This window comes from Citrifermentans bremense, from assembly GCF_014218275.1.
GTDB classification, from domain to species: Bacteria; Desulfobacterota; Desulfuromonadia; order Geobacterales; family Geobacteraceae; genus Geomonas; species Geomonas pelophila.
Genome location: NZ_AP023213.1, coordinates 3,367,108 through 3,387,249, shown reverse-complemented (window position 1 = coordinate 3,387,249; position 20,142 = coordinate 3,367,108). Strand labels below are relative to the sequence as shown.

The following is a 20,142-nucleotide window of genomic DNA, read 5'->3' as shown; positions in this document are numbered from 1 at the left end:
GAGACGGATTTCGGGTAATTTGTACAGGCGCCGGCACGCGCGATGGCTCTTGAAGCCCTTGGTGCCGTGCCGGCCGCTCATCCCCGTCTACCAGGAGATCCCATGTTCCGTCACACCAAGATCGTTGCCACTGTCGGACCGGCCAGCGAATCAGAGGAGATGCTCGGCGCCCTGATCAAGGCCGGCGTCGACGTTTTCCGCCTCAACTTCTCCCACGGCGACCACGCCGCCAAATCCGCCGTCATCAGCAGCATCCGCAAGCTCTCCGACCACCATGAACATTCCGTCGCCATTTTGGGGGACCTGCAGGGGCCAAAGATCCGCACCGGCCTGATGAAGGGCGGCGGGATGCAGCTCACCGCCGGGGCCGAGGTGATCGTCACCACCCGGGAGCTTTTAGGGGAGGGAAACCTGATCCCGACCATCTACCAGGGGCTCCCCGGGGACGTGAGGCCCGACGACCGGATCCTTTTGGATGACGGCCTGATGGAGCTGAAGGTGCTGGCAGTCGAAGGGGACGACGTGCGCTGCCTGGTGGTGACTGGAGGGCTCCTCAAGGACCGCAAGGGAATCAACCTCCCCGGCGCCAAGGTTTCCGCCCCGGCCATGACGGACAAGGACCGCGACGACCTCGGGTTCTGCATTGAGCAGCAACTGGACTACGTCGCCCTCTCCTTCGTGCGTGAGGCCTCCGACGTGCAGGAGTTGAGAGGCATCATCGACAGCCGCGGCTCCAAGCTCCGCATCATCTCCAAGATCGAGAAGCCGGAGGCCGTGATCAACTTCGGCGCCATCCTGCGGGTCTCGGACGGGGTCATGGTGGCGCGCGGCGACCTGGGGGTGGAGCTGAACCCCGAGAAGGTCCCGCTGATCCAGAAGCGGATCATCCGCAGTTGCAACGACGCCGGTAAGCCCGTCATCACCGCAACGCAGATGCTGGAGAGCATGGTGAACAACCCGCGCCCGACCCGCGCCGAGACCTCCGACGTCGCCAACGCCATACTGGACGGCACAGATGCCATCATGCTTTCCGCCGAGACCGCTTCCGGCAAGTACCCGGTGGAGGCAGTCTCCATGATGGTGCAGGTGGCGCTCGACGTGGAGGCTGACCCGCAGCTCATGGCGCAAAGCTGCCACATCGTCCAGACCGAGGCGGAGCCGAACCTATCCGAGGTGATCGGGCTTGCCGCCTGCCGGGCGGCGGAGAGCGTGAAGGCTGCGGCCATCCTCGCCTTCACCCAGACCGGGGGGACCGCGGCGCTGGTTTCCAAGTGCCGCCCGGCGCAGCCCATCATCGCGGTGACGCCGTCCGAAGAGGTGCGGCGCCTGCTCGCCCTCTACGCAGGGGTCCATTCGCTGCGCGTCGACATCGAGGGTGATACCGAGTCCCAGATCATCTCGGTGGAAAAGGCGGTACTCGATACCGGGTGGCTCAAGAAGGGGGACGTGGTGGTGATCACCATGGGAAGCCCGCTTTCGTCGGCGGGGACCACCAACCTGATGAAGGTGCACTGGTTGGGGGAGCCGGAGGTGACCCGGCGCCTGTGACCCTATGAGGGACCAGTCGTGAAGAAGAGGGGACGGCGCGCGGCAGTCCCCTCATTTTTTTTGCCAGGTCGGGAATCTCTTGACCAGCGGCGCCGATTGCGGGATATATGGAAACCTGGATGATTTCAGCGACAAAGGTGGAACCATGAAGACGCGTCAGTTCAAGAAGATCACGGTGCTGCAGCCAAAGCCCGCGTCCGGATGCGCCCCCGGTGCAGCGCAGGACCCGGACGCCCCCCCCTGCTGAGGGCCGCGTACCTCCGCCGGCGGCGGAGAGGTAAGTGAGAAGGTCCCGGGGTTTCTCGGCTGGTATCCGGCGGGGCAGGGGCGGGTGCCGCAGCTTTCCACCAGCCTCACCCTGGCCGACCGCCTGGGAGCCTGCAAGGCGCGCTGGGGGATCAACCGGATGAGTTACCTGGTCCCCGCCGGCCTCTACGCCGTCGGGACCCCGGATGCGCAAGCGCCGGTCGTCGTCACGGCCAACTACAAGATGAGCTTCGACCTGGTGCGCCAGGCGCTTGCCGGGAGCAACGTCTGGCTCCTCGTGCTGGAGACCTTCGGCATCAACGTCTGGTGCGCGGCGGGTAAGGGGACGTTTGGGACCGGCGAGCTGGTCCGGCGGGTCGGGGCGACAGCTCTCTCGGAGGTGGTTTCGCACCGCAGGCTCATCCTCCCGATCCTGGGCGCGCCCGGGGTGTCGGCGCACCAGGTTAAGCGGCGCTGCGGCTTCGAAGTGGCCTACGCCGCCATCAGGGCAAAGGACCTTCCCGAGTACCTCGACAACGGCGGCAGGACCACCCAGGCCATGCGCGAGCTGAGCTTCAACTGGTACGAGCGCTTGGTGCTGGTCCCGGTGGAACTGGTCCTGGTGCTGAAACCGTCTCTTCCGGTAGCCGTCTTCCTCTATCTTGCCGCCTGGCTCGTGGCAGGTTCCGGCGCGGCCGCCACTTTGGTCGCCGGGTATCTCGGTGCCGTCTTTACCGGGGTGGCCGCGGCGCCGGTGCTGCTTCCCCTGCTCCCCTCCAGGAGCTTTGCCGTCAAGGGAGGGGTCGCCGGCCTGGTCTACACGTTCATTTTCCGGATGGCGGCTGGAGGCGAGAGCTGGAGCCTGCCGGTGACGCTGGCGGCCTTCCTGGCCTTTGCCGCCGTCACCTCCTTTTACACCCTGAATTTCACCGGCTGCACCACCTACACCTCGAAGTCCGGGGTGAAAAAGGAGATGCGCCTGGGCCTTCCGGTCATGGGGGGGGCGCTTCTCGCCGCCCTGTTCCTCGTGACGGCGGCAAGGATACTGTGATTATGGAGAGAACCGCATGAAGGGATTCAGGTACCTGGAAGGGGTGGTTACGCTGGAGTTAAACCGGGAGCTTTGCGTCGGCTGCGGCAGATGCATCGAGGTCTGCCCGCACCAGGTGTTCCGCCTGGAAGAAAAGCGGGCCCTGCTGGCGGACCGCGACGCCTGCATGGAGTGCGGCGCCTGTGCACTCAACTGCCCGGCGGCGGCGCTGAAGGTCGATGCCGGCGTAGGCTGCGCCAGCGGGCTCATCAACGAGTGGCTCAGGGAGAAGAGGATCCCCGGTTTCGGCGGCAGCGGCTGCTGCGGCTAACGGCACTGCCGCTTTGCCGCCTTTTCACTCCTTAACTCATCGATATGTAACGGTTTTTTCATTCCTCCCTCCGGTGCCCCACGCCGGCCTTTGCGACTCTTGACTATCCCTTCAAAACTGTTAAACATTCCTAGTGCGCGGAAGGGGGCGGCGAAAAAGGAGAGGAAATAATGGATAAGCCCATGGTCAAGATCGCATCCTGCAACGTAACGGATTGCTCATACAACAAACATAATTCCTGCCACACTATGGCCATCACGGTCGGCGGCCCCGGCGATCTCTGCCCCCAATGCGACACCTACCTGCACAGCAACCAAAAGGGAGGCGTTATGGACGTCCAAGGTGGCGTCGGCGCCTGCAAGGTGGAGAATTGCAGCTACAACCAGTCTCTCGAATGCACCGCGCAAACCGTCGATGTCGGCATGCATGAGTCGCATCCGGACTGCTTCACCTACAAGCCGAAGTAACCGTCCGCAGTTACGCCGCGACCCACCCAAACGAGTTCGCCCCCTTCCCGCATCCCTTCCGCAGGCTGCAGGTCACCGACCGCAATCGACTTTCGCGCGTAGTCGGGTATCCTTTCATCTTCGTGCCGCAGGCAATTCAAAATTGGGAAGGGAGGGTGGAGATGGCAGCGGAAGTGTACGTCGACCAAAAGGTATGTATCGGGTGCGGGCTCTGCATGAGCATCGTGCCGGAGGTGTTCCGATTGAACGATGCAGGTGTATCGGAGGTGCATGCCCAAAACGGTGCGGCAGAGGCGAAGATCCAGGAGGCGATAGACAGCTGCCCCGTGAACTGCATACACTGGCGCTAGTTCCGGGCCCGGAGGAATGGCTATGACTACCGAATTGAGGGAAGAGCGGTTGCAGGAACTGGGAGAGAGCAATTACCTCATGCTGAAGGATACCTATTGCTCGATCCAGCAGTTGAAGGGGTTGGTGGACCGGATGCACGCGAGCTACTTGCAGCATGGCATCAGCTTCGAAATGGATACCCTGATGGCGGTGAAACTGACCACGGACCGCCTCTTCGACGAACTGGAGCGCTATCTGAGGCCGGAATGCGACCCCGACAGCGCCTACGACGACGCCTTGGCCGAAGAGCCCTGAACACCTTTCCGGTATTGCCGAGTTCGAAAAAAAAGCCCGCTTGTTGCGGGCTTTTTCAGTTGCAGCGGTCTCTGACCCTAAAGAGGTCTCAGGTTGCTGAATTCACCGCTTTCCAGGTAGGTCCTGGGTGTTTCCACGAAGGCGTAGATCTCCTCCATCCGTTCCAGGTGCCGGCGCTCCTCGTCAGCCAGCATCAGCAGGCTCTTGCGGGTCTGTTCGTTTGCCGCCCTTTCTGCCAGTTCCCGATAAAAGGTTATGTCCTGCTCCTCCTTCTTCACGGTGAACAGGTACAGGTCCGGGTCGTTGCCCTTGTCCTCGAGCAGTTCGCTCTGGGTAAGGAAGGGGCGGTAGCTGCAGACGGAAACGTCGAGGTCTTCCAGCACGCTCATTTTGCCGTCCATCCGCCTTTTGAGTTTCAGCAGTCTCTTTTTATGTTCATCCTCGCAGTCGGCCAGCATGGAGAAAAGGATCTTCAACTCTGGATCTGTAGCCTTTTCCACTAGCCCCATGAAGTAGCTCCTGCTGTCCTCTTCTCTTTTGATAGCGCAATCGAATACGTTCATCTCGTGTCCTCCTTTTGCCACAGAAAAGAGCCTATGGTTATGTCACCACTTGCCAACCATTATAACAGAAGAAGGGACTTTAAGTGCTGTCGTAATAAGGAAAATTGAAGAATTGTTAGGGTTTGCTAATTATGTGGGGCTCGGCACGCTTCTTTTGCATCTCCTGAGCCTGGAGTTTGCCGAGAGTTAAGGTATCTTCTTGTGGTTGCTACGATCGGAACCGCTTTCAGGAGGAACTATGTCAAAGGCGATCTGCTTCAAAGAGTTCGGCGGACCGGAAGTGCTCGGCTTATGCGATGTCGAGGTGAGATCTCCCGGGCCTGGAGAGGCGCTGATCCGCCACGAGGCCGTCGGGGTCAATTTCGTCGACGTCTACCAGCGTAACGGTCTCTACAAAGTGGCGCTTCCCGCTGTTGCCGGCAACGAAGGTGCCGGCGTCGTCGAGGCGGTCGGGGAGGGGGTGACGCTGTTCAAGGTCGGCGACCGTGTCGCCTATGCCGGCGCGCTCGGCTCCTACTGCGACAAGAGAACGGTTGCCGCGGACCGCTTGGTCCTCATTCCCGACTTGGTCTCCTTCGAACAGGCGGCGGCGATGATGCTCAAGGGGCTCACCGTCCAGTACCTCATCAGGAGGACCTACCGGGTTCAGAAGGGGGATACTGTGCTCTTTCACGCCGCAGCCGGGGGCGTCGGGCTCATCGCCTGCCAGTGGCTGAAACATCTGGGGGCGAGGGTGATCGCCACCGCCGGTTCCGAAGAGAAGTGCGAGCTGGCGCGGCAGCACGGTGCGGATGCCTGCCTCAATTACAGTACCGACAACATCGTCGAAAGGGTGAGGGAGCTGACCGGCGGCGAAGGGGTCCCCGTGGTCTACGACGGCGTCGGCAAGGATACCTTCGAGACCTCGCTTCGCTGCCTGCGTCCTTTCGGGTTGCTGGTCAGCTTCGGCAACGCCTCCGGCCCAGTGCCGCCGGTAGACCTTTCCATCCTCTCCCAGCTCGGATCGCTCTACCTGACCCGCCCGACGCTCAATACCTACGCCGCCAGGCGTGCGGACCTGGAACAGATGGCAGCCGAGCTCTTCGAGGTGATAGCCTCCGGCGCCGTCAAGGTGGAAATCAACCAGCGCTATGCCTTGCAAGATGCCGCGCAGGCACATCGAGACCTCGAGGGGCGCAAAACGACCGGGTGCACGATACTGCTTCCCTGAGCGTCTCCAAACCATCACCCCTGTAAGGACTGGGAGGAGCTATGATCTATCGCACTTTGGGTAGCACAAAGGAGAAGGTTTCTGCCATCGGGGTAGGCGGCTGGCACCTGGGGCTTCCCCGGGTCTCCGAGAAAGACAGCATCCGCATCGTCCGCAGCGCCATCGACCGGGGCATCAACTTCATGGACAACTGCTGGGACTACGGCGAGGGGATCAGCGAGACCCGCATGGGGCAGGCACTCAAGGACGGCTACCGCGGCAAGGTCTTCCTGATGACCAAGATAGACGGACGGTCGAAAAAGGAAGCGGCCCGGCAACTGGACGAGTCCCTGAAGAGGCTCCAGGTGGAGATGATCGACCTGGTCCAGCACCACGAGGTGCTCCGCTTCGAGGACCCCCACCGCATCTTCGACGAGGAGGGGGCGAATCAGGCCCTGTTGGAGGCGCGGGCCGCCGGGAAGATCCGCTACATAGGTTTCACCGGGCACAAGGACCCCCAGATCCACCTGCACATGCTCAAGGTCGCGGCACAGCACGATTTCAGATTCGACACGGTCCAGATGCCTCTCAACGTCATGGACGCACATTTCCGCAGTTTCGAGAACCTTGTGCTCCCCGAACTGGTCAGGGAGAAGATCGGGGTGCTCGGCATGAAGTCCATGGCCAACGGCATCCTCCTTAAATCCGGCACAGTCACCGCCATCGAGTGCCTGCATTACGCGCTCACCCTACCCACCTCGGTGGTGATAACGGGGATCGACAGCATGGAGGTTCTGGACCAGGCGATCCAGGCCGTGGAGTCCTTCCGGCCGCTGACCGGGGCGGAGGTGGGAGAGTTGCTGGCGCGCACTGCCGAAGCCGCCATGACAGGGTACTACGAACCTTTCAAGACCACTTCACTTTTCGACGGGACCGCAAGCAACCCGCAATGGCTGGGGGAGGAACCAAAGCGGCTGCAGGATCTTTTTTCCAGGTAGCGCGGCAGCTTCTGATTTGCTGCACAGTCCAATTGTGGTAAAAACATCTGTCCTGCTTTCCTGGACGGGCGCCTATGACATGAATTCATGTGAGGAGGGAGTATCTATTGCAATACCTAAAACATCTCGTCGCCATCTTGCTGTTAGTGGGGGTCATGGAAGGCCCCGGCTATGCCGATCCCCTGGTTATCGACCCTTTCTACACCTTCAATCAGTCTCCTCTGGTCCAGATTTACGGGCTTCCTGCCGCTGAAAGCGCCACCGTTCAGCCTGTCGGGAAGGCTTTGGGACTGCTGGCCCTCGATATCGTGAACAATTCCTATGACTGGGACACGGCACAGGAAAAACTGACCCTCGACGGTGAGAGCGAGCGGATGACGCTGGCTCTGCGCTATGGCGTTGCCAGGGGGGTGGAGGTGGGGGTTGATGTCCCGGTGGTTGCCTACAGCGGGGGCATCTTCGACGGGTTCATCGAGGAGTGGCACAGGGTTTTCGGCCTGCCCCAGGGAAACCGGACCGAGACGAAGGAGGACCATCTCCTCTTCCAGTACGACAAGAACGGCCAGGAACGGTTAAGGATGGACAACTCCACCGTCCGCATCGGGGATGTCAGGGTATCCGGCGGCTGGCAGTTGTACCAGGACGCAAGCGTCAATTCGAAGGCTCTGGCGCTGCGGGCGAGCCTCAAGCTTCCCACCGGCAGCAGCTCCCGGTTGACCGGTAGCGGCAGCACGGACCTGGCCCTTTGGTTGAGCGGAAGCAGCGATTACCCCCTCTCCTGGGGGCATGCCACCGTGTTCGGGGCCTTGGGGGGCATGGCGATGACCGACGGAGATGTGCTGAAAGATCAGCGGGAGAACCTGGTGGGGTTCGGCAGCCTGGGTGCTGGGTGGTCGCCGATGGAGAAGTTCGCCCTGAAGGTCGAATTCTCTTCCCACACCGCCTTCTATAAGGACAGCGACATGAAGCCTCTGAGTTCCCCGGCCGTGGTCTTGCTCTTCGGCGGCACCTATGCCTTTTCGCCGGCTACCGCCCTTGATATCGCCCTCGCCGAGGATCTGAACGTCAATGCCTCCCCGGATGTGGCGCTGCACCTGGGACTAAGCCACCGCTTCTAAAAGGAGTGGTGCGGTTGTTGCCAAACGGGGAGGCCGAAAGGACCTCCCCATTTTTGTTTTAACGAGGCGAGGGGGCCAGCGGCAGGGAATAGATGGGGAATTCCATATCCTCTATCCCCCCCTTTTGCGGGACCTGATGGATCCTCGAGGCCGTGAAGATGAGGGAGTTGTCCGGACCGATGGTGAAGGTGTCGGCCCAGCGAATGCGCGGGTCCTGGACCAGCGTCAGGATCTCGCCTGCCTGAGTGCGGTAGACGACGGCATCGTGCTCCAGATCGCCCAGGTAGAGGTTCCCCTCCGCGTCGAACATCATCCCGTCGGGGGCGGGAGTCTTCCCCAGGTCTTCAACCTTCGCCTCAAGGGCTGGTTCCTGCTTCGGATCGAAGAACGCCGCCACGAGCGCACTGGTGGGAACCCGGTAGAGGTGATAGCCGGTGAGTGCGTGGTAGTACAGGTATCCCCGCTTCTCATCGAGCTCGATCCCGTCGGAGTGGATGCGCGGAGCCCTGCCGTTACGCAGGAACTCCTTGCCGTCTATCCGGAGCGTGATCTCCTCGGCCTTCGTCGAGGGATGCTGGGCCAGAAGCCGGCGGGTGTTGCCTGTCACCATGTCGACAACGACGATGGCCCCAAGGCCGGAGTCGGTGATATAGATCTTGCCGGCGGCATCGTCGACGCGCAGGTCGTTGAGGTAGGACTTTTGCGGCGCGACCCCGTTGTCGAACTCGTATCTGCGCTTCAACTGGTTCGTTTTCAGGTCGAAGACGAAAAGCTTTGCCGACCCGATCACCCCGGCGAACTCAGGGTTGCTGGGATCGAGCACGTAGAGAGAGTCTCCGTGCGCCACTACCGATTGCACGCAGGTGAAACGGTTTACCCGCGGGTTTCCATCCCACCGGTTCCACTCCGCGTCCGGGTAGGGGGCAAAAGAGCCGTCAGGCGACACTTCCACCACAGAGAAAGGGACACCTTCGCGCCAGCGGGGGAAATTGGCGAAAAGCCGCCCGGTACCGGTCGAGGTAACCCCGGTGACCTGTGCCCCCTTGAAGGTGATGACCGTCTTCAGCTGGCTGTCGGGCACACTCTGCGGCGCCCGCGTCGTTTCCACTGTTTCCTTATGGGCACAACCGAGGCAGGTCGAGATAGCTAGTAACAACAGGCAAACCGCAGACCTTGCCATTGAGCTTTTCAGCTTCGTCCCAGACGGTACTCTGCACGGCCTCTGCAAACCTTCTTTTGCCATCGATGCGCTCCTTTTGCTGCTCTGGTTTGGCTTTCGAAACTGAAGCAACAGGATAACACAAGCTGCTTCGTTGCCTACCTGCCGGCGGCTGTAGCTGTCCCGATTCTTCCTTTAAAAGAGGGAGAAATGGATAAAAAAGAGCCGGCGAATATATCGTCAGCTCTTTTGCCTGTTTCCTATTTAATTTTTCAGCTTCTCACCGTGCTCTTCCGGCCTTTGCTCCAGGCGCCGGCGCCGCTAAGGCCGGCCCCTCGGCGGGATCGCGGTCGAAAGTGTCCTGCGCCCATCTTTCATGGACTGGCGACGAAAACCCGATGTCAGGGCCTTCAGCGGGATCCCTGCCCGGGGTGAGGTCGGCTCCGGCGAAAAATTGTTGTTGCTGTTGCTGCAGCTGGGCTTTTGCTTCTATCGGGACTGAGACGTGACGTTGATGCCCGTGATGTATCGTTTTGCTCATGACTAGTTCCCCCTCTTGATGGCTTTCTTGCTGCCATTGCCACCTCTCCCTATATTACTCCTGATCGGCGAGAAGCTGCAGGGGGGAATGGAGCTGTTATTTCAGGCTGACGCTGGACTCTCCTTGCGCGACCACCTGAAGCGACAAGCGGTCGTTCAATACGACGGGCTCGCCCAACCCCAGGGACTTGACGGCTCCGGTCAGCTTGACGTGCCCGGCGATCTGCACCGACCCCAATGCAGAAGACGCTTTTACGCGGGCCTTCTCCAACTGTTCGACGATCGAGCTGTCGAGTTTCTCCTTGATGGTCTTTTTTATGGTGCTGCTGAAGAGCCAGCTGCCGGTGCTGATGAGCACCCCCGCCCCCCTGGTGTCGAAATCGACCTCTTCGAAGGAGAGAGAATTATTCTGCGGATTGTACACTGGCTTTGCCAGAACCGTTAACTCGCCATCGAAGTCTCCGGTCGCGGTCAGTACCACAACCAGCCGGCCATCCTCACCCTTGAGGTTGAAACGCTTCACGGTGATCTTCTTGTCTTCGCCGAAGGTCTTCTCCAGCAGCACCGGCTTCAGGGCCTCGACCAGGTCGGCGAAAAAGACGTCGGTGCCGAGCTGGATGCGGAAGGTCTTGTCGAAAGACTGGAGCTGCTGTACCTGGGGCAGCGCCTTCACCGGAGCCGGGGCGGGTTTCGGTCCGACGATTATCTCGGCGCCGGTAACGATGCCGATGCTGAGCCGGACCTGGTTGTTCATAGCCGAAAGCGGAGTGACGACGATCCTTTCCGGGGCGAGCTTCAGCCAGGCGCTGAATTCCTTGCTGACCAGGGTAGGGGAAAAGGCATTCTGCCAGAGTCGGGCAACCTTTGGCCTTAGTTGAACGGCATCGTTGACCTTCGTGTCTATGATCGGCGCGAGAAGCCTTTGTACCGGCTGGCTGATGCCGTCGACCATGCTTTTGGGCTTGAGCGACAGCGGCCCCAGCTTGAAGGTATCGGCCAGGTTGTCTGAGAGCCCTGCATAGTAAACTTCGGTCTTGAGACGCCAATCCGGGGTGACGTCTGCCTTCACCTTGAATCTGAGCCCAGCCTTGAGCGGGTAGCTCTCATACAGGGCGTACTTGAAGGTGAGCTGGACCGGCAAGGTCAGGTAGAGGTAATTGTCGGTTGCGCTAACCGCCATCGGCCCGGTGCGAAGGACGGAGACGGAGGTCCCGAGTCCTCCCTGTCCTTTGTACAGTTCCTTGGGAAGAGACTGGTTGATTATGGTAGCGAGATCTGCGGCGGAGGTTTCCACGCTGACGTTGATCGAGGACGGCGGTGCCGCAGCAAAAGCACACATCGAAGTCAGCAGTAAAAATAACAATGACAGTGTCAGTCGATGAAAAATAGCAGTATCCCCCTTTGCATCCTTTTCGAAGCTCTTGATTCTCCTGCCCTGATACCACTCTTAAGGCCACGGGGCAGCGCCGCCAATGTAGTATCTCGATATTACGTTGTCAACGACTTCTGTTTTTACCAACAGAGGTGACGACCTTAACATTGCCGCTTCCTTTAGCCGCCCCATACCCTTGTTGCCAGCGTCCATGTCTCTTCAGCTCCCCTCTCCGCCATGAATGAAAAAGTTAACAATATCGGGCAATTATTTTGCAGCTGTACTAAAATGGTAGCTAGTCCACGAACGACCCCCGAAAGTCAGCGCCATGCTGTGGCGTTGAACGGGCAAGGCGTGGGCGACATTAGGAGGAATGGGATATGAGAATACAAAAAGTAGGCATCGTCGGATCTGGGAACATTGGCGGCAACCTGGGGGTTCTGCTTGCCAAGGCTGGATATGAGGTTTTCTTCAGTTCGAGGCATCCGGAAAATATACAGGGCCTGGTAGAAGCCGCGGGGCCAACCGCAAGAGCCGGGAAGGTGGACGAAGCGATCGCTTTTGGCGACGTTGTCATCCTGTCCGTGCCGCTGAAGGCGTATAGGGAATTGGATGACGAAACCAGGCAGGCGCTGAAAGGAAAGATCGTCATCGACACCTCCAACCCCTACCCGGAAAGGGACGGAGTGATGGCAGTTGAGGCGAGACAGGATCCCGGTGGCATGGGGGGTGTCGTGGCGCGTCTTCTCCCAGGAGCGAGGATCGTGCGGGCCTTCAACTCAGTTTATTTCGAGGACCTGAAGAAGACCGTCAACAAGAACGGCGAGAAGATCGGCATCCCGATCGCAAGTGACGATCAGGAAGGGTTGGACGCCGCAGTCGAGTTGGCACAGAAAGCGGGTCTGGAGCCTGTAATCATTGGAGGTCTGCGCAGCTCGAAGCTTTTCGACGTTGGAACTTCCGTATATGCAACCAGTGCCTCTGCCCGGGAAATTAAACAGAAGCTGAGAATAGAGTAGGGGAGGTTCAGGTCAGATTAGGGGGCTCCGGACGAATTACCCGAATCCCTAATCTGACCAAGTCCACTTTCTCCCCCACGTCCGTATCCATCGGGTGGTGGAAATGTCATTTCCGGAGCAACTTTGGTATTTCCGAAGCGGAAGATGTCATTTCCGGAGCAGTTTTTGTACTTTTCGAACCGGAAGATGTCATTCCCCGAGCAACTTTTGTACTTTTCGAAGCGGAAGATGCCATTTCCGGAGCAACTTTTGTACTTTTCGAACCGGAAGATGTCATTTTCGGACCAACTTTTGTACTTTCCGAAGCGGAAGATGTCATTCCCGGAGCAACTTTGGTATTTCCGAAGCGGAAGATGTCATTCCCGGAGTAACTTTGGTATTTCCCGAAGCGGAAGATGTCATTCCCGGAACAACTTTGGTATTTCCCGGAGCGGAATTGCCATTCTCGGAGTAACTTTTGTGTTTCCCGCGCCGAGAAATGCATTCCCCTGAGCAACTTCTTTACCCCTGCGGAAATATAGGGTTTTCGATAGATGCCGTGTCTTGTGCCTTGGCCCCGATGCATCTTTTGCCTCGGAACTTTCGAGATATGGGAGCAAGGCTGCACTGCGGGTTGCGCAAAAGTGAGGAGCGCGATGAGAGGTTGATTTCGCGGCAGGGGCAGAGCGCTTTATCCGCCTACACAAACTGATAACATCGAGATCGATCCGCCGTCTATGCCTTCGACTGGGAAGGTGATGCTTTCTCCCGGTTGCCGGGTGGCAAGCACGTAGAGTAGCGGTAGGTAGTGATCCGGCGTAGGAATGGAAAGCTTTGCCTCCGGTCCCAGCCTTTCATAGCGGACGAGCGGCTCGAAATCCCCGGCAAGCATCATCTGTCTTGCCTCCGACTCAAACTTAACCGCCCAATCATATGGCTCAGGCAGGTGCCGTCCCCAGGCGTAGGTGTGGAGATTGTGGACGAGGTTTCCGCTACCGACGACCAGGACGCCCTCGTTCCGCAGCGGCGCGAGTTTTTTGCCGAGTTCGAAATGGAAGGAGGCGGGCTCGGTTTCGTTGATGCTCAGTTGCACGACAGGAATTTCCGCTTTCGGATATACATGCACGAGCACCGACCAGGTTCCGTGGTCGAGCCCCCAGGAGTCGTCGAGATTGACGGGCAAGGGCGCGAGCAGTTGCTGGACGCGGCGGGCAAGCTGTGGGTCTCCGGGCGCGGGATACTGCACCCGGTACAATTCAGGCGGGAAGCCGCCGAAGTCGTGGATGGTCTTCGGCATGCTGCTGATCGTGACGCTGGTTTCCGGCACATACCAGTGCGCCGAGATCGCGAGGATGGCTTTTGGCTTCGTTATCTGTGCTCCGATGCGCCGCCAGCTTTCGGTGTAGCTGTTGGTCGATATTGCGTTCATCGGATTTCCATGTCCCAAGAAGATCGCGGGCATCAGTTCCGGCATGTCGGGCTACCTCCATACTTTTCCAGGATTTCAGTCCATCAGAGCTTATCCCGCGTCTGCCGTTTGTAAGAGGCGATGCGGGGCGCCTGCGCAACAGCTGTCCGTGCATCCTTCAAGGATGCTCATGCGATACAGGATATTGTCAGTGGCATTGATCACCAACGATGACGCCCTGACTCTCTTGCCAGCAACGTAAAAAGGGGACCGCACCAGCATGTGGCGCTTCAGCATTTCTGCCGAAGCGACCGCATGGCCTGTGGGGTCCCCTTCATTTTCTACTTATCCTATTCTTGCTCAGCCTGTCTTTCTAAGACCCCTCGCAATAGTGAGTTTCAACTACCTCCCTACGCACACTCGGAGTAGCCGCAGACGCGGCAGACGGCGCAGCCCCCTTCGTGCTCCACCACGCCGCCGCACTCGGGGCAGGCGCCCCTGTCGAAGGCGGGGGCCTCGATGACGTCGGCTACGCCGGTCAGGGAAAGGTGCGACTGGATCGCCTTGGCTACCGCATCGGCGCAGGACAGCACTTTGTTGTCGCCGAAGCCGCTCGGTGCGTGGCAGGAGATGCCCAAAAGCTGCTTCACTACCTGGCGCCCCTGGATGCCGCTTCTCCAGGCGAGCGATACCATGCGGCCAATCGCCTCGCACTGGGAGGCGGCGCAACCGCCGGCTTTGCCCATGGTGGTGAAGACTTCGAAGAGGCCGGTGTTGTCCTCGTTGATGGTGATGTAGAGCGGGCCGCAGCCGGTCTGCATCTGGTAGGTCCACCCTTTGAGCGCCTTGGGACGCTCACGCTTGGCGGTGCGCTTTTCTTCCGCATGCACCGGCGCTGCGGCCTTGACTTCTTCCTTCTTGCCGACGGAGAGGACCTGCTCGTCGCGGGAGCCATCACGGTAGATGGTGACCCCTTTGCAGTTGCTCTCGTAGGCCAGGCGGTAGACCTTCTCGACGTCCTCGATGGTGGCTTCACGCGGGAAGTTCACGGTCTTGGAGACGGCGTTGTCGGTGTGGCGCTGGAAGGCGGCCTGCATGGTGATGTGCTCTTCCGGGGTGATGTCGTGCGCGGTGACGAAAACCTCGCGGACAGCATCGGGGATGGCGCTGATGTCCTGGACGGTGCCGTGCTCGGCGATCCGCTGCATCAGGTCGTCGGTGTAGAAACCGTCGGTCTTGGCGATCTTCTCGAAAAGCGGGTTCACTTCCACCAGGATGTTCTTGTCCATCACCTGGCGCACGTAGGAGACCGCGAAGAGCGGCTCGACGCCTGAGGAGGCGTTGGCGATGATGGAGATGGTGCCGGTCGGTGCGATGGTGGTGACGGTCGCGTTGCGGATCGGATCTGCGCCGGGCTTGTCGTAGATGGAGCCCTTGAAGTTGGGGAATGCGCCACGGGTCTTGGCGAGCTGGCGCGACGCCGCGTGCCCTTCGTCGTTGATGAACTGCATCACTTTCTCGCCCAGCTCCACCGACTCCTGGGAGCCGTAGGGGATGCCGAGCATGATCAGCATGTCGGCCCAACCCATGACCCCCAGGCCGATCTTGCGGTTGGAGCGGGTCATCTCGTCGATCTGCTGCAGCGGGTAGTTGTTCACCTCGATTACGTTGTCCAGGAAGTGGACGGAGGTGCGCACGACATCCTTAAGCTTGTCCCAGTCGACCTTGCCGTGGATGACCATCTTCCCCAGGTTGATGGAGCCCAGGTTGCAGGACTCGTAAGGGAGCAGCGGCTGCTCGCCGCAGGGGTTCGTGGACTCGATCTCCCCTATGTGCGGGGTCGGGTTGTCCTTGTTCAGGCGGTCCAGGAAGATGATCCCCGGCTCGCCGTTTTCCCAGGCCTGCTTTACGATGCGGTTGAACACCTTGCGGGCGTTATGCTTACCGGCCGGCTGCTTGTCGCGCGGGTTGTAGAGGGTGTACTCCTCGTCCGCGTCGACGGCCTTCATGAACGCCTCGGTGATGCCGACCGAGATGTTGAAGTTGTTCAGCTGGCGCTGGTCCGCCTTGCACATGATGAAGTCCATGATGTCCGGATGGTCGACGCGCAGTATCGCCATGTTGGCGCCGCGGCGGGTGCCCCCCTGCTTGATGGTCTCGGTGGCGACGTCGAAAACCCTCATGAAGGAGAGGGGGCCGCTGGAGATGCCGGTGGTCGACATGACCACGTCGTTGGCAGGGCGCAGGCGGGAAAAGGAGAAGCCGGTGCCGCCGCCGGACTTGTGGATCAGCGCGGTGTACTTGACCGATTCGAAGATTTCCTCCATGCTGTCGCCCACCGGGAGCACGAAGCAGGCGGAGAGCTGGCCCAGTTCGCGACCGGCGTTCATCAGGGTCGGGGAGTTGGGCAGGAACTCGAAGTTGGTCATCATGGTGTAGAACTTGTCGGAGAGGGCGCCGATGTCGGCCTTCTTGTCGAAAACGGCGTCGGCCTGCGCGATGGCGGTCGCCACGCGGCGGAACATGTCTGAGGCAGTCTCAAGGGTCTTGCCGGTCTGATCTCTCTTCAGGTAGCGCTTCTCTAGTACGGTCAATGCATTCTTGGTCAGGCCCGGTATTACTCCCTTCTCGACTGTTTTCTTCATAACGTTTCGTTCTCCTTGGATAAATATCATGTCACCATGCTGGTTGCGCCGACACCACATTTAGTGGCCGGGCAGAAATAAACCACAAGATGTATGACGAAGTCAAGATTTAAAAGATTAAAACGCGGCGGCCGGGAAAAAGTCCCGCCCGGCAGAGGACAACTGCCTACGCCATTTACAACATGGCCGGCGCTGTGGTATTTATATCCGGTTCTAAACTTCTCCACGGAGCTCACATGCCAGAGTGTGGTTGCGGTACCCAAAAAGAATCGCTCGAATCACAGGTTAAGGCGCTCAAGGACCTGATAGAGGTCGCCAAGGCGGTCGTCTCGACGCTCGATCTGGACACGGTGCTGCAGGCCATCCTCAACAGCGCCATGGGACTTGCGGAGACCCCCGCCGGGAGCATCGCCCTTTACTACGATGCCAAACGGGAGCTGAGCCTGCATGCCCACTCGGGGCTCACGGCGGATTTCGTCAAGAAGGAGCGCTGGGAGGTGGCCCCGGGGGGACTTACAGAACAGGTGCTGGCTGCCGGTGAGATCTTCTTGATCGAGGACACCGAGAAGACCCCGTTTTTCAAGAACCCGATCGCGCTGAACGAGGGGATCCGCTCCCTGGTCTGCGTGCCGCTCATATTCCAGTCCCGCATAGTGGGGATACTCTACCTGGACGACTTCAAGCCGAGAGAGTTCGACCGGGAAAAGATGAACCTCCTCTCGATCCTCGCCTCGTTCGCAGCCATGGCGATACACAACGCCACGCTGCACAAGCGGACCAAGATCCTGGCGATCACGGACTCGCTTACCGGGCTGCACAACCACCGCTATTTCAAGCAGTACTTCAGGCAGGAGATGGGGCGCGCCAAGCGCTACCACAAGCCGTTTTCCATCATCATGATGGACGTGGACGACTTCAAGTCGTACAACGACAGCTTCGGCCACGCCACCGGCGACAGGCTGCTGGCCCTCATGGGGGAGATCATCCTGCAGACCATACGCGGGGTGGACGTCGCCTTCCGCTACGGAGGGGAGGAGTTCATCGTGCTGCTGCCGGAAACCAAGCTGGACAAGGCAATCCTCGCGGCCGAGCGCCTGCGCGAGAGCGTGCAGGTGGGCACAGCGAAGCGGCCGGTCGACGGGGCTGGACGCGGCGTCACCGTCAGCATCGGCGTGGCGAGCTACCCCGAAAACGCGGACAAGATGGACGAGCTGTTCAATATCGTCGATTCGCTCCTTTACCTTGCCAAGCGCTGCGGCAAGAACAAGGTATATCACCAGGAAAGCCTACAGATCCCCGCGCCATGAACCTATACCGGATACATTTTATGCCGGGCTTCCTGCTGGTGGGGGCCCTTTGCTTTGGCGCGCCCGCTTCCGCCGGGACGCCCCCTGCAACCGCTGCGCCGGGAGCCGTCGAGGCGACACAGCCAAGGCCCGAGGCGCAGTTCACCCCATCGCTTCGCTACGGGGACCGCCTGCTCACCGAGGACACCGTCTGGAAGGGGGCGGTGCTGGTGGAAGGGGCCGTGACCGTGGCGCCTCAGGCGACCCTGACCATCGAGCCGGGGACCGTCGTTCGCTTCGGGGGGAAAGACCCCTCCGGTGCAGTGCTGGTGGTACAGGGGAGGATCGCCGCTGAAGGGACCAAGGAATCCCCCATCGTCTTCACCTCCGGCTTCGCTGTTCCCGCTGCAGGGGACTGGCAGGGGGTGATGCTCCTGGGAAGCGAGAAGAGGAACGTCTTTGAGAACTGCCGCATCGACGGCGCACAGACCGGGTTGGAAGTCATCTTCTCCAAGCTGACGTTGAAGAACGTGCGGGCCGAGCGGAGCAAGACCGGTATGAGGTTCCAGGATGCACTCGTCGTGATGGAGGGGGGCGGCAGCAGCGACTGCGATACCGGCCTTAGTTTCTCCGAGAGCGAGTCGACGCTGCGCGACCTGCACGTGATCGGGAACCGCAAGGGGGTCGACGCCCAGCGCAGTTCCGTGTATTTGCAGGAGGGAAGCCTTTCCATGAACGGCTCCGCCTTCTCGTGCGACGACTGCCGCGTCAAACTGCAGGGGGGGGCTGTGTCGGACAACGGCAGGGGGATCACCCTGTACGAGAGCGAAGGGGCGGTGACTGGCGTGCAGGTGGCGCGCAACAGCGACTACGGCATTTCGCTCACCTCCTCCAGGATTAGGGTCACGGCGAACCATGTGACCGGCAACGGCAACAGCGGGCTTTTGGTGTTCGACGGCTCCTCCGTTGCCTGGGACAACGCCATCTACGACAACGGCTACGACCTCTACAACGCCGGCAAAGAGGAGTTCCGGGCCCCGGGCAACTGGTGGGGGGCGGCCGGACCCAAGATCTACGACAACGGGGGCGCGGGGAAAGTCCTCTCCGCCCCGCGGTTGGCAGCACCGCCTGAAGCAGGTTCCAAGTAAAAACAGTAAAAGATCACCACGTTTTTTTACCCAGAGAGGATGGAGATACATGATACGCAGAGAAGGCCGCGCGGCCGACGCCTTGAGAGAAGTCAAGATCACCCGCAACTACCTGAAGCACGCCGAGGGTTCTGTCCTCGTTGAGTTCGGGGACACCAAAGTCATCTGCAACGCAACGGTCGAGGCGAAGGTCCCTTCCTTTCTGAAAGGGAAGGGGAGCGGTTGGGTCACGGCCGAGTACTGCATGCTGCCGCGCGCCACCCACACCAGGAACCAGCGGGAATCGGCCAAGGGGAAACTCTCCGGCCGCACCCACGAGATCCAGAGGCTGATCGGGAGGTCGCTGCGCGCGGTGGTCGATCTGGAGCTTTTGGGCGAGCGCTCCATCGTCATCGACTGCGACGTGATCCAGGCCGACGGCGGCACCCGCACCGCCTCCATCACCGGCTCCTACGTGGCCCTGGCGGACGCTCTGCAGAGCCTGGTCGATGGCGGCGAGCTCCCGAAGAACCCGCTCAGGGAGGCGGTCGCCGCCGTGAGCGTCGGGATCGTCGACGGCGTTCCCTTCCTCGACCTGGACTACCCCGAGGACTCCAGCGCCGAGGTGGACATGAACTTCGTGATGACCTCGTCGATGCGCTTTGTAGAGGTGCAGGGGACCGCCGAGGCGGAGCCTTTCACCCTCGACCAGATGGACGCCATGCGCAGCCACGCGATGCTCGGCCTCTCCCGCCTCTTCGAGATCCAGCAGGAGGCTCTGCAGGCATGAAGGAGCTCCTGGTAGCATCGGGGAACAAGGGGAAGCTGCGGGAATTCGAGAAGCTTCTGGAGGGGGTGGTGGAGACCATCCTCTCGCCCGCCGGTTTCCCGGGGCTTCCCGAGGTGGAGGAGGACGGCGATACCTTCGAGTCGAACGCGCTGAAAAAGGCGCGCTCGGCGGCGCTTTTCACCGGTAAGCCGGTTCTGGCCGACGACTCCGGGCTCTGCGTCGACTACCTTGGGGGGCGCCCCGGCGTCTACTCCGCGCGCTTTGCCGGGGAAGGGGCGGGAGATGCCGCCAACAACGCGCTCCTCTTGCAGGAGATGGCAGGCGTGCCGCAAGCAGAGCGAACCGGCGCCTTCCACTGCGTCATCGCCCTTTGCCTGCCGGACGGAAGCTGCCAGACCTTCGACGGCATGCTGAAGGGGGAGATATTGGAGGCGCCGCGCGGAGAGGGGGGATTCGGCTACGATCCGCTCTTTCTCGTTCCCGAGTACGGGCAGACCTTCTCGGAACTCCCGATGGAGATCAAGAACGCCATCAGCCACCGTGGCCGCGCCATGCAGATGCTGAAAGAGGCGCTGCAAAAGAGGGAGAGTTTCTTACGCTAAGAGGCTAAGACGCAAAGAAAAACCCGTCCAACAGGGATGAAGGGGATGCAGGGGATAAGACATGAGCTTTGTTCTTCATC

19 protein-coding genes are annotated in these 20,142 nt (G+C 60.4%); 14 read left to right on the top strand and 5 right to left on the bottom strand.

What is annotated here, in order from left to right; all coding sequences use genetic code 11:
• The first annotated feature begins 102 nt into the window (after window positions 1-102).
• The 6 genes from pyk (at window position 103) to GEOBRER4_RS14830 (ending at window position 4,267) form a co-directional block, all read left to right on the top strand.
• The gene (gene pyk, locus GEOBRER4_RS14855; RefSeq protein WP_185242965.1) at window positions 103-1,548 is read left to right on the top strand and encodes a pyruvate kinase; all 1,446 of its coding nucleotides are present in this window, start codon (window positions 103-105) and stop codon (window positions 1,546-1,548) included.
• Between the two features lie 145 nt (window positions 1,549-1,693).
• Complete coding sequence (hgcA, locus tag GEOBRER4_RS14850; RefSeq protein ID WP_264177088.1) at window positions 1,694-2,845, top strand: mercury methylation corrinoid protein HgcA; 1,152 nt, start codon at window positions 1,694-1,696, stop codon at window positions 2,843-2,845.
• A gap of 16 nt (window positions 2,846-2,861) precedes the next feature.
• Window positions 2,862-3,155 (top strand): mercury methylation ferredoxin HgcB, encoded by a 294-nt coding sequence (hgcB, locus tag GEOBRER4_RS14845; RefSeq protein ID WP_185242963.1) that lies wholly within the window; start codon window positions 2,862-2,864, stop codon window positions 3,153-3,155.
• Window positions 3,156-3,325: 170 nt separating this feature from the next.
• Window positions 3,326-3,622: a DUF1540 domain-containing protein gene (locus GEOBRER4_RS14840; protein ID WP_085811912.1), complete on the top strand. Its 297-nt coding sequence runs from the start codon at window positions 3,326-3,328 to the stop codon at window positions 3,620-3,622.
• A 161-nt stretch (window positions 3,623-3,783) separates the two neighbouring features.
• The gene (locus tag GEOBRER4_RS14835; RefSeq protein WP_085811913.1) at window positions 3,784-3,972 is read left to right on the top strand and encodes a ferredoxin; all 189 of its coding nucleotides are present in this window, start codon (window positions 3,784-3,786) and stop codon (window positions 3,970-3,972) included.
• Window positions 3,973-3,994: 22 nt separating this feature from the next.
• Complete coding sequence (locus GEOBRER4_RS14830) at window positions 3,995-4,267, top strand: hypothetical protein (protein WP_185242962.1); 273 nt, start codon at window positions 3,995-3,997, stop codon at window positions 4,265-4,267.
• A 77-nt stretch (window positions 4,268-4,344) separates the two neighbouring features.
• Here GEOBRER4_RS14830 and GEOBRER4_RS14825 read toward each other — a convergent pair whose 3' ends face one another.
• Window positions 4,345-4,830, bottom strand: coding sequence for a ferritin-like domain-containing protein (locus GEOBRER4_RS14825; RefSeq protein WP_185242961.1), 486 nt, complete (start codon window positions 4,828-4,830; stop codon window positions 4,345-4,347).
• A gap of 238 nt (window positions 4,831-5,068) precedes the next feature.
• On the opposite strand from GEOBRER4_RS14825, the gene GEOBRER4_RS14820 reads away from it, so the two are divergent.
• The 3 genes from GEOBRER4_RS14820 to GEOBRER4_RS14810 all read left to right on the top strand — a co-directional run bounded on the left by GEOBRER4_RS14820 (window position 5,069) and on the right by GEOBRER4_RS14810 (window position 8,135).
• Entirely contained in the window at window positions 5,069-6,040 is a 972-nt protein-coding gene (locus GEOBRER4_RS14820; protein WP_185242960.1) for a quinone oxidoreductase family protein, read from the top strand.
• Window positions 6,041-6,081: 41 nt separating this feature from the next.
• The gene (locus GEOBRER4_RS14815) at window positions 6,082-7,017 is read left to right on the top strand and encodes an aldo/keto reductase (protein WP_185242959.1); all 936 of its coding nucleotides are present in this window, start codon (window positions 6,082-6,084) and stop codon (window positions 7,015-7,017) included.
• A gap of 107 nt (window positions 7,018-7,124) precedes the next feature.
• Window positions 7,125-8,135, top strand: coding sequence for a DUF3187 family protein (locus GEOBRER4_RS14810; protein ID WP_226377798.1), 1,011 nt, complete (start codon window positions 7,125-7,127; stop codon window positions 8,133-8,135).
• 58 nt (window positions 8,136-8,193) lie between these two features.
• Here GEOBRER4_RS14810 and GEOBRER4_RS14805 read toward each other — a convergent pair whose 3' ends face one another.
• Together GEOBRER4_RS14805 and GEOBRER4_RS14800 are read right to left on the bottom strand one after the other, a co-directional pair.
• Complete coding sequence (locus GEOBRER4_RS14805; RefSeq protein ID WP_226377797.1) at window positions 8,194-9,243, bottom strand: major royal jelly family protein; 1,050 nt, start codon at window positions 9,241-9,243, stop codon at window positions 8,194-8,196.
• Between the two features lie 688 nt (window positions 9,244-9,931).
• A complete protein-coding gene (locus tag GEOBRER4_RS14800) occupies window positions 9,932-11,173 on the bottom strand; it encodes a DUF4403 family protein (RefSeq protein WP_226377796.1) in 1,242 nt (413 codons plus the stop codon).
• 413 nt (window positions 11,174-11,586) lie between these two features.
• Here GEOBRER4_RS14800 and GEOBRER4_RS14795 point away from each other — a divergent pair, with 413 nt between their 5' ends.
• A complete protein-coding gene (locus GEOBRER4_RS14795) occupies window positions 11,587-12,225 on the top strand; it encodes an NADPH-dependent F420 reductase (protein WP_185242957.1) in 639 nt (212 codons plus the stop codon).
• Between the two features lie 670 nt (window positions 12,226-12,895).
• Here the strand turns inward: GEOBRER4_RS14795 and ygiD are convergent.
• Together ygiD and GEOBRER4_RS14785 are read right to left on the bottom strand one after the other, a co-directional pair.
• Window positions 12,896-13,678, bottom strand: a complete 783-nt coding sequence (ygiD, locus tag GEOBRER4_RS14790; protein ID WP_185242956.1) for a 4,5-DOPA-extradiol-dioxygenase — start codon at window positions 13,676-13,678, stop codon at window positions 12,896-12,898.
• A gap of 344 nt (window positions 13,679-14,022) precedes the next feature.
• Window positions 14,023-16,257 (bottom strand): vitamin B12-dependent ribonucleotide reductase, encoded by a 2,235-nt coding sequence (locus GEOBRER4_RS14785; RefSeq protein ID WP_185242955.1) that lies wholly within the window; start codon window positions 16,255-16,257, stop codon window positions 14,023-14,025.
• A 236-nt stretch (window positions 16,258-16,493) separates the two neighbouring features.
• On the opposite strand from GEOBRER4_RS14785, the gene GEOBRER4_RS14780 reads away from it, so the two are divergent.
• From GEOBRER4_RS14780 to GEOBRER4_RS14765, 4 genes are read left to right on the top strand one after another with little or no spacing between them, the layout of a single operon-like run.
• Complete coding sequence (locus GEOBRER4_RS14780; RefSeq protein ID WP_185242954.1) at window positions 16,494-17,564, top strand: sensor domain-containing diguanylate cyclase; 1,071 nt, start codon at window positions 16,494-16,496, stop codon at window positions 17,562-17,564.
• 20 nt (window positions 17,565-17,584) lie between these two features.
• Window positions 17,585-18,691 (top strand): right-handed parallel beta-helix repeat-containing protein, encoded by a 1,107-nt coding sequence (locus GEOBRER4_RS14775; protein WP_226377795.1) that lies wholly within the window; start codon window positions 17,585-17,587, stop codon window positions 18,689-18,691.
• 52 nt (window positions 18,692-18,743) lie between these two features.
• Window positions 18,744-19,460: a ribonuclease PH gene (gene rph, locus GEOBRER4_RS14770; RefSeq protein WP_185245340.1), complete on the top strand. Its 717-nt coding sequence runs from the start codon at window positions 18,744-18,746 to the stop codon at window positions 19,458-19,460.
• Window positions 19,457-20,062 (top strand): XTP/dITP diphosphatase, encoded by a 606-nt coding sequence (locus tag GEOBRER4_RS14765; protein ID WP_185242952.1) that lies wholly within the window; start codon window positions 19,457-19,459, stop codon window positions 20,060-20,062. Before rph ends, GEOBRER4_RS14765 begins: the two co-directional genes overlap by 4 nt.
• Window positions 20,063-20,142: the final 80 nt, after the last annotated feature.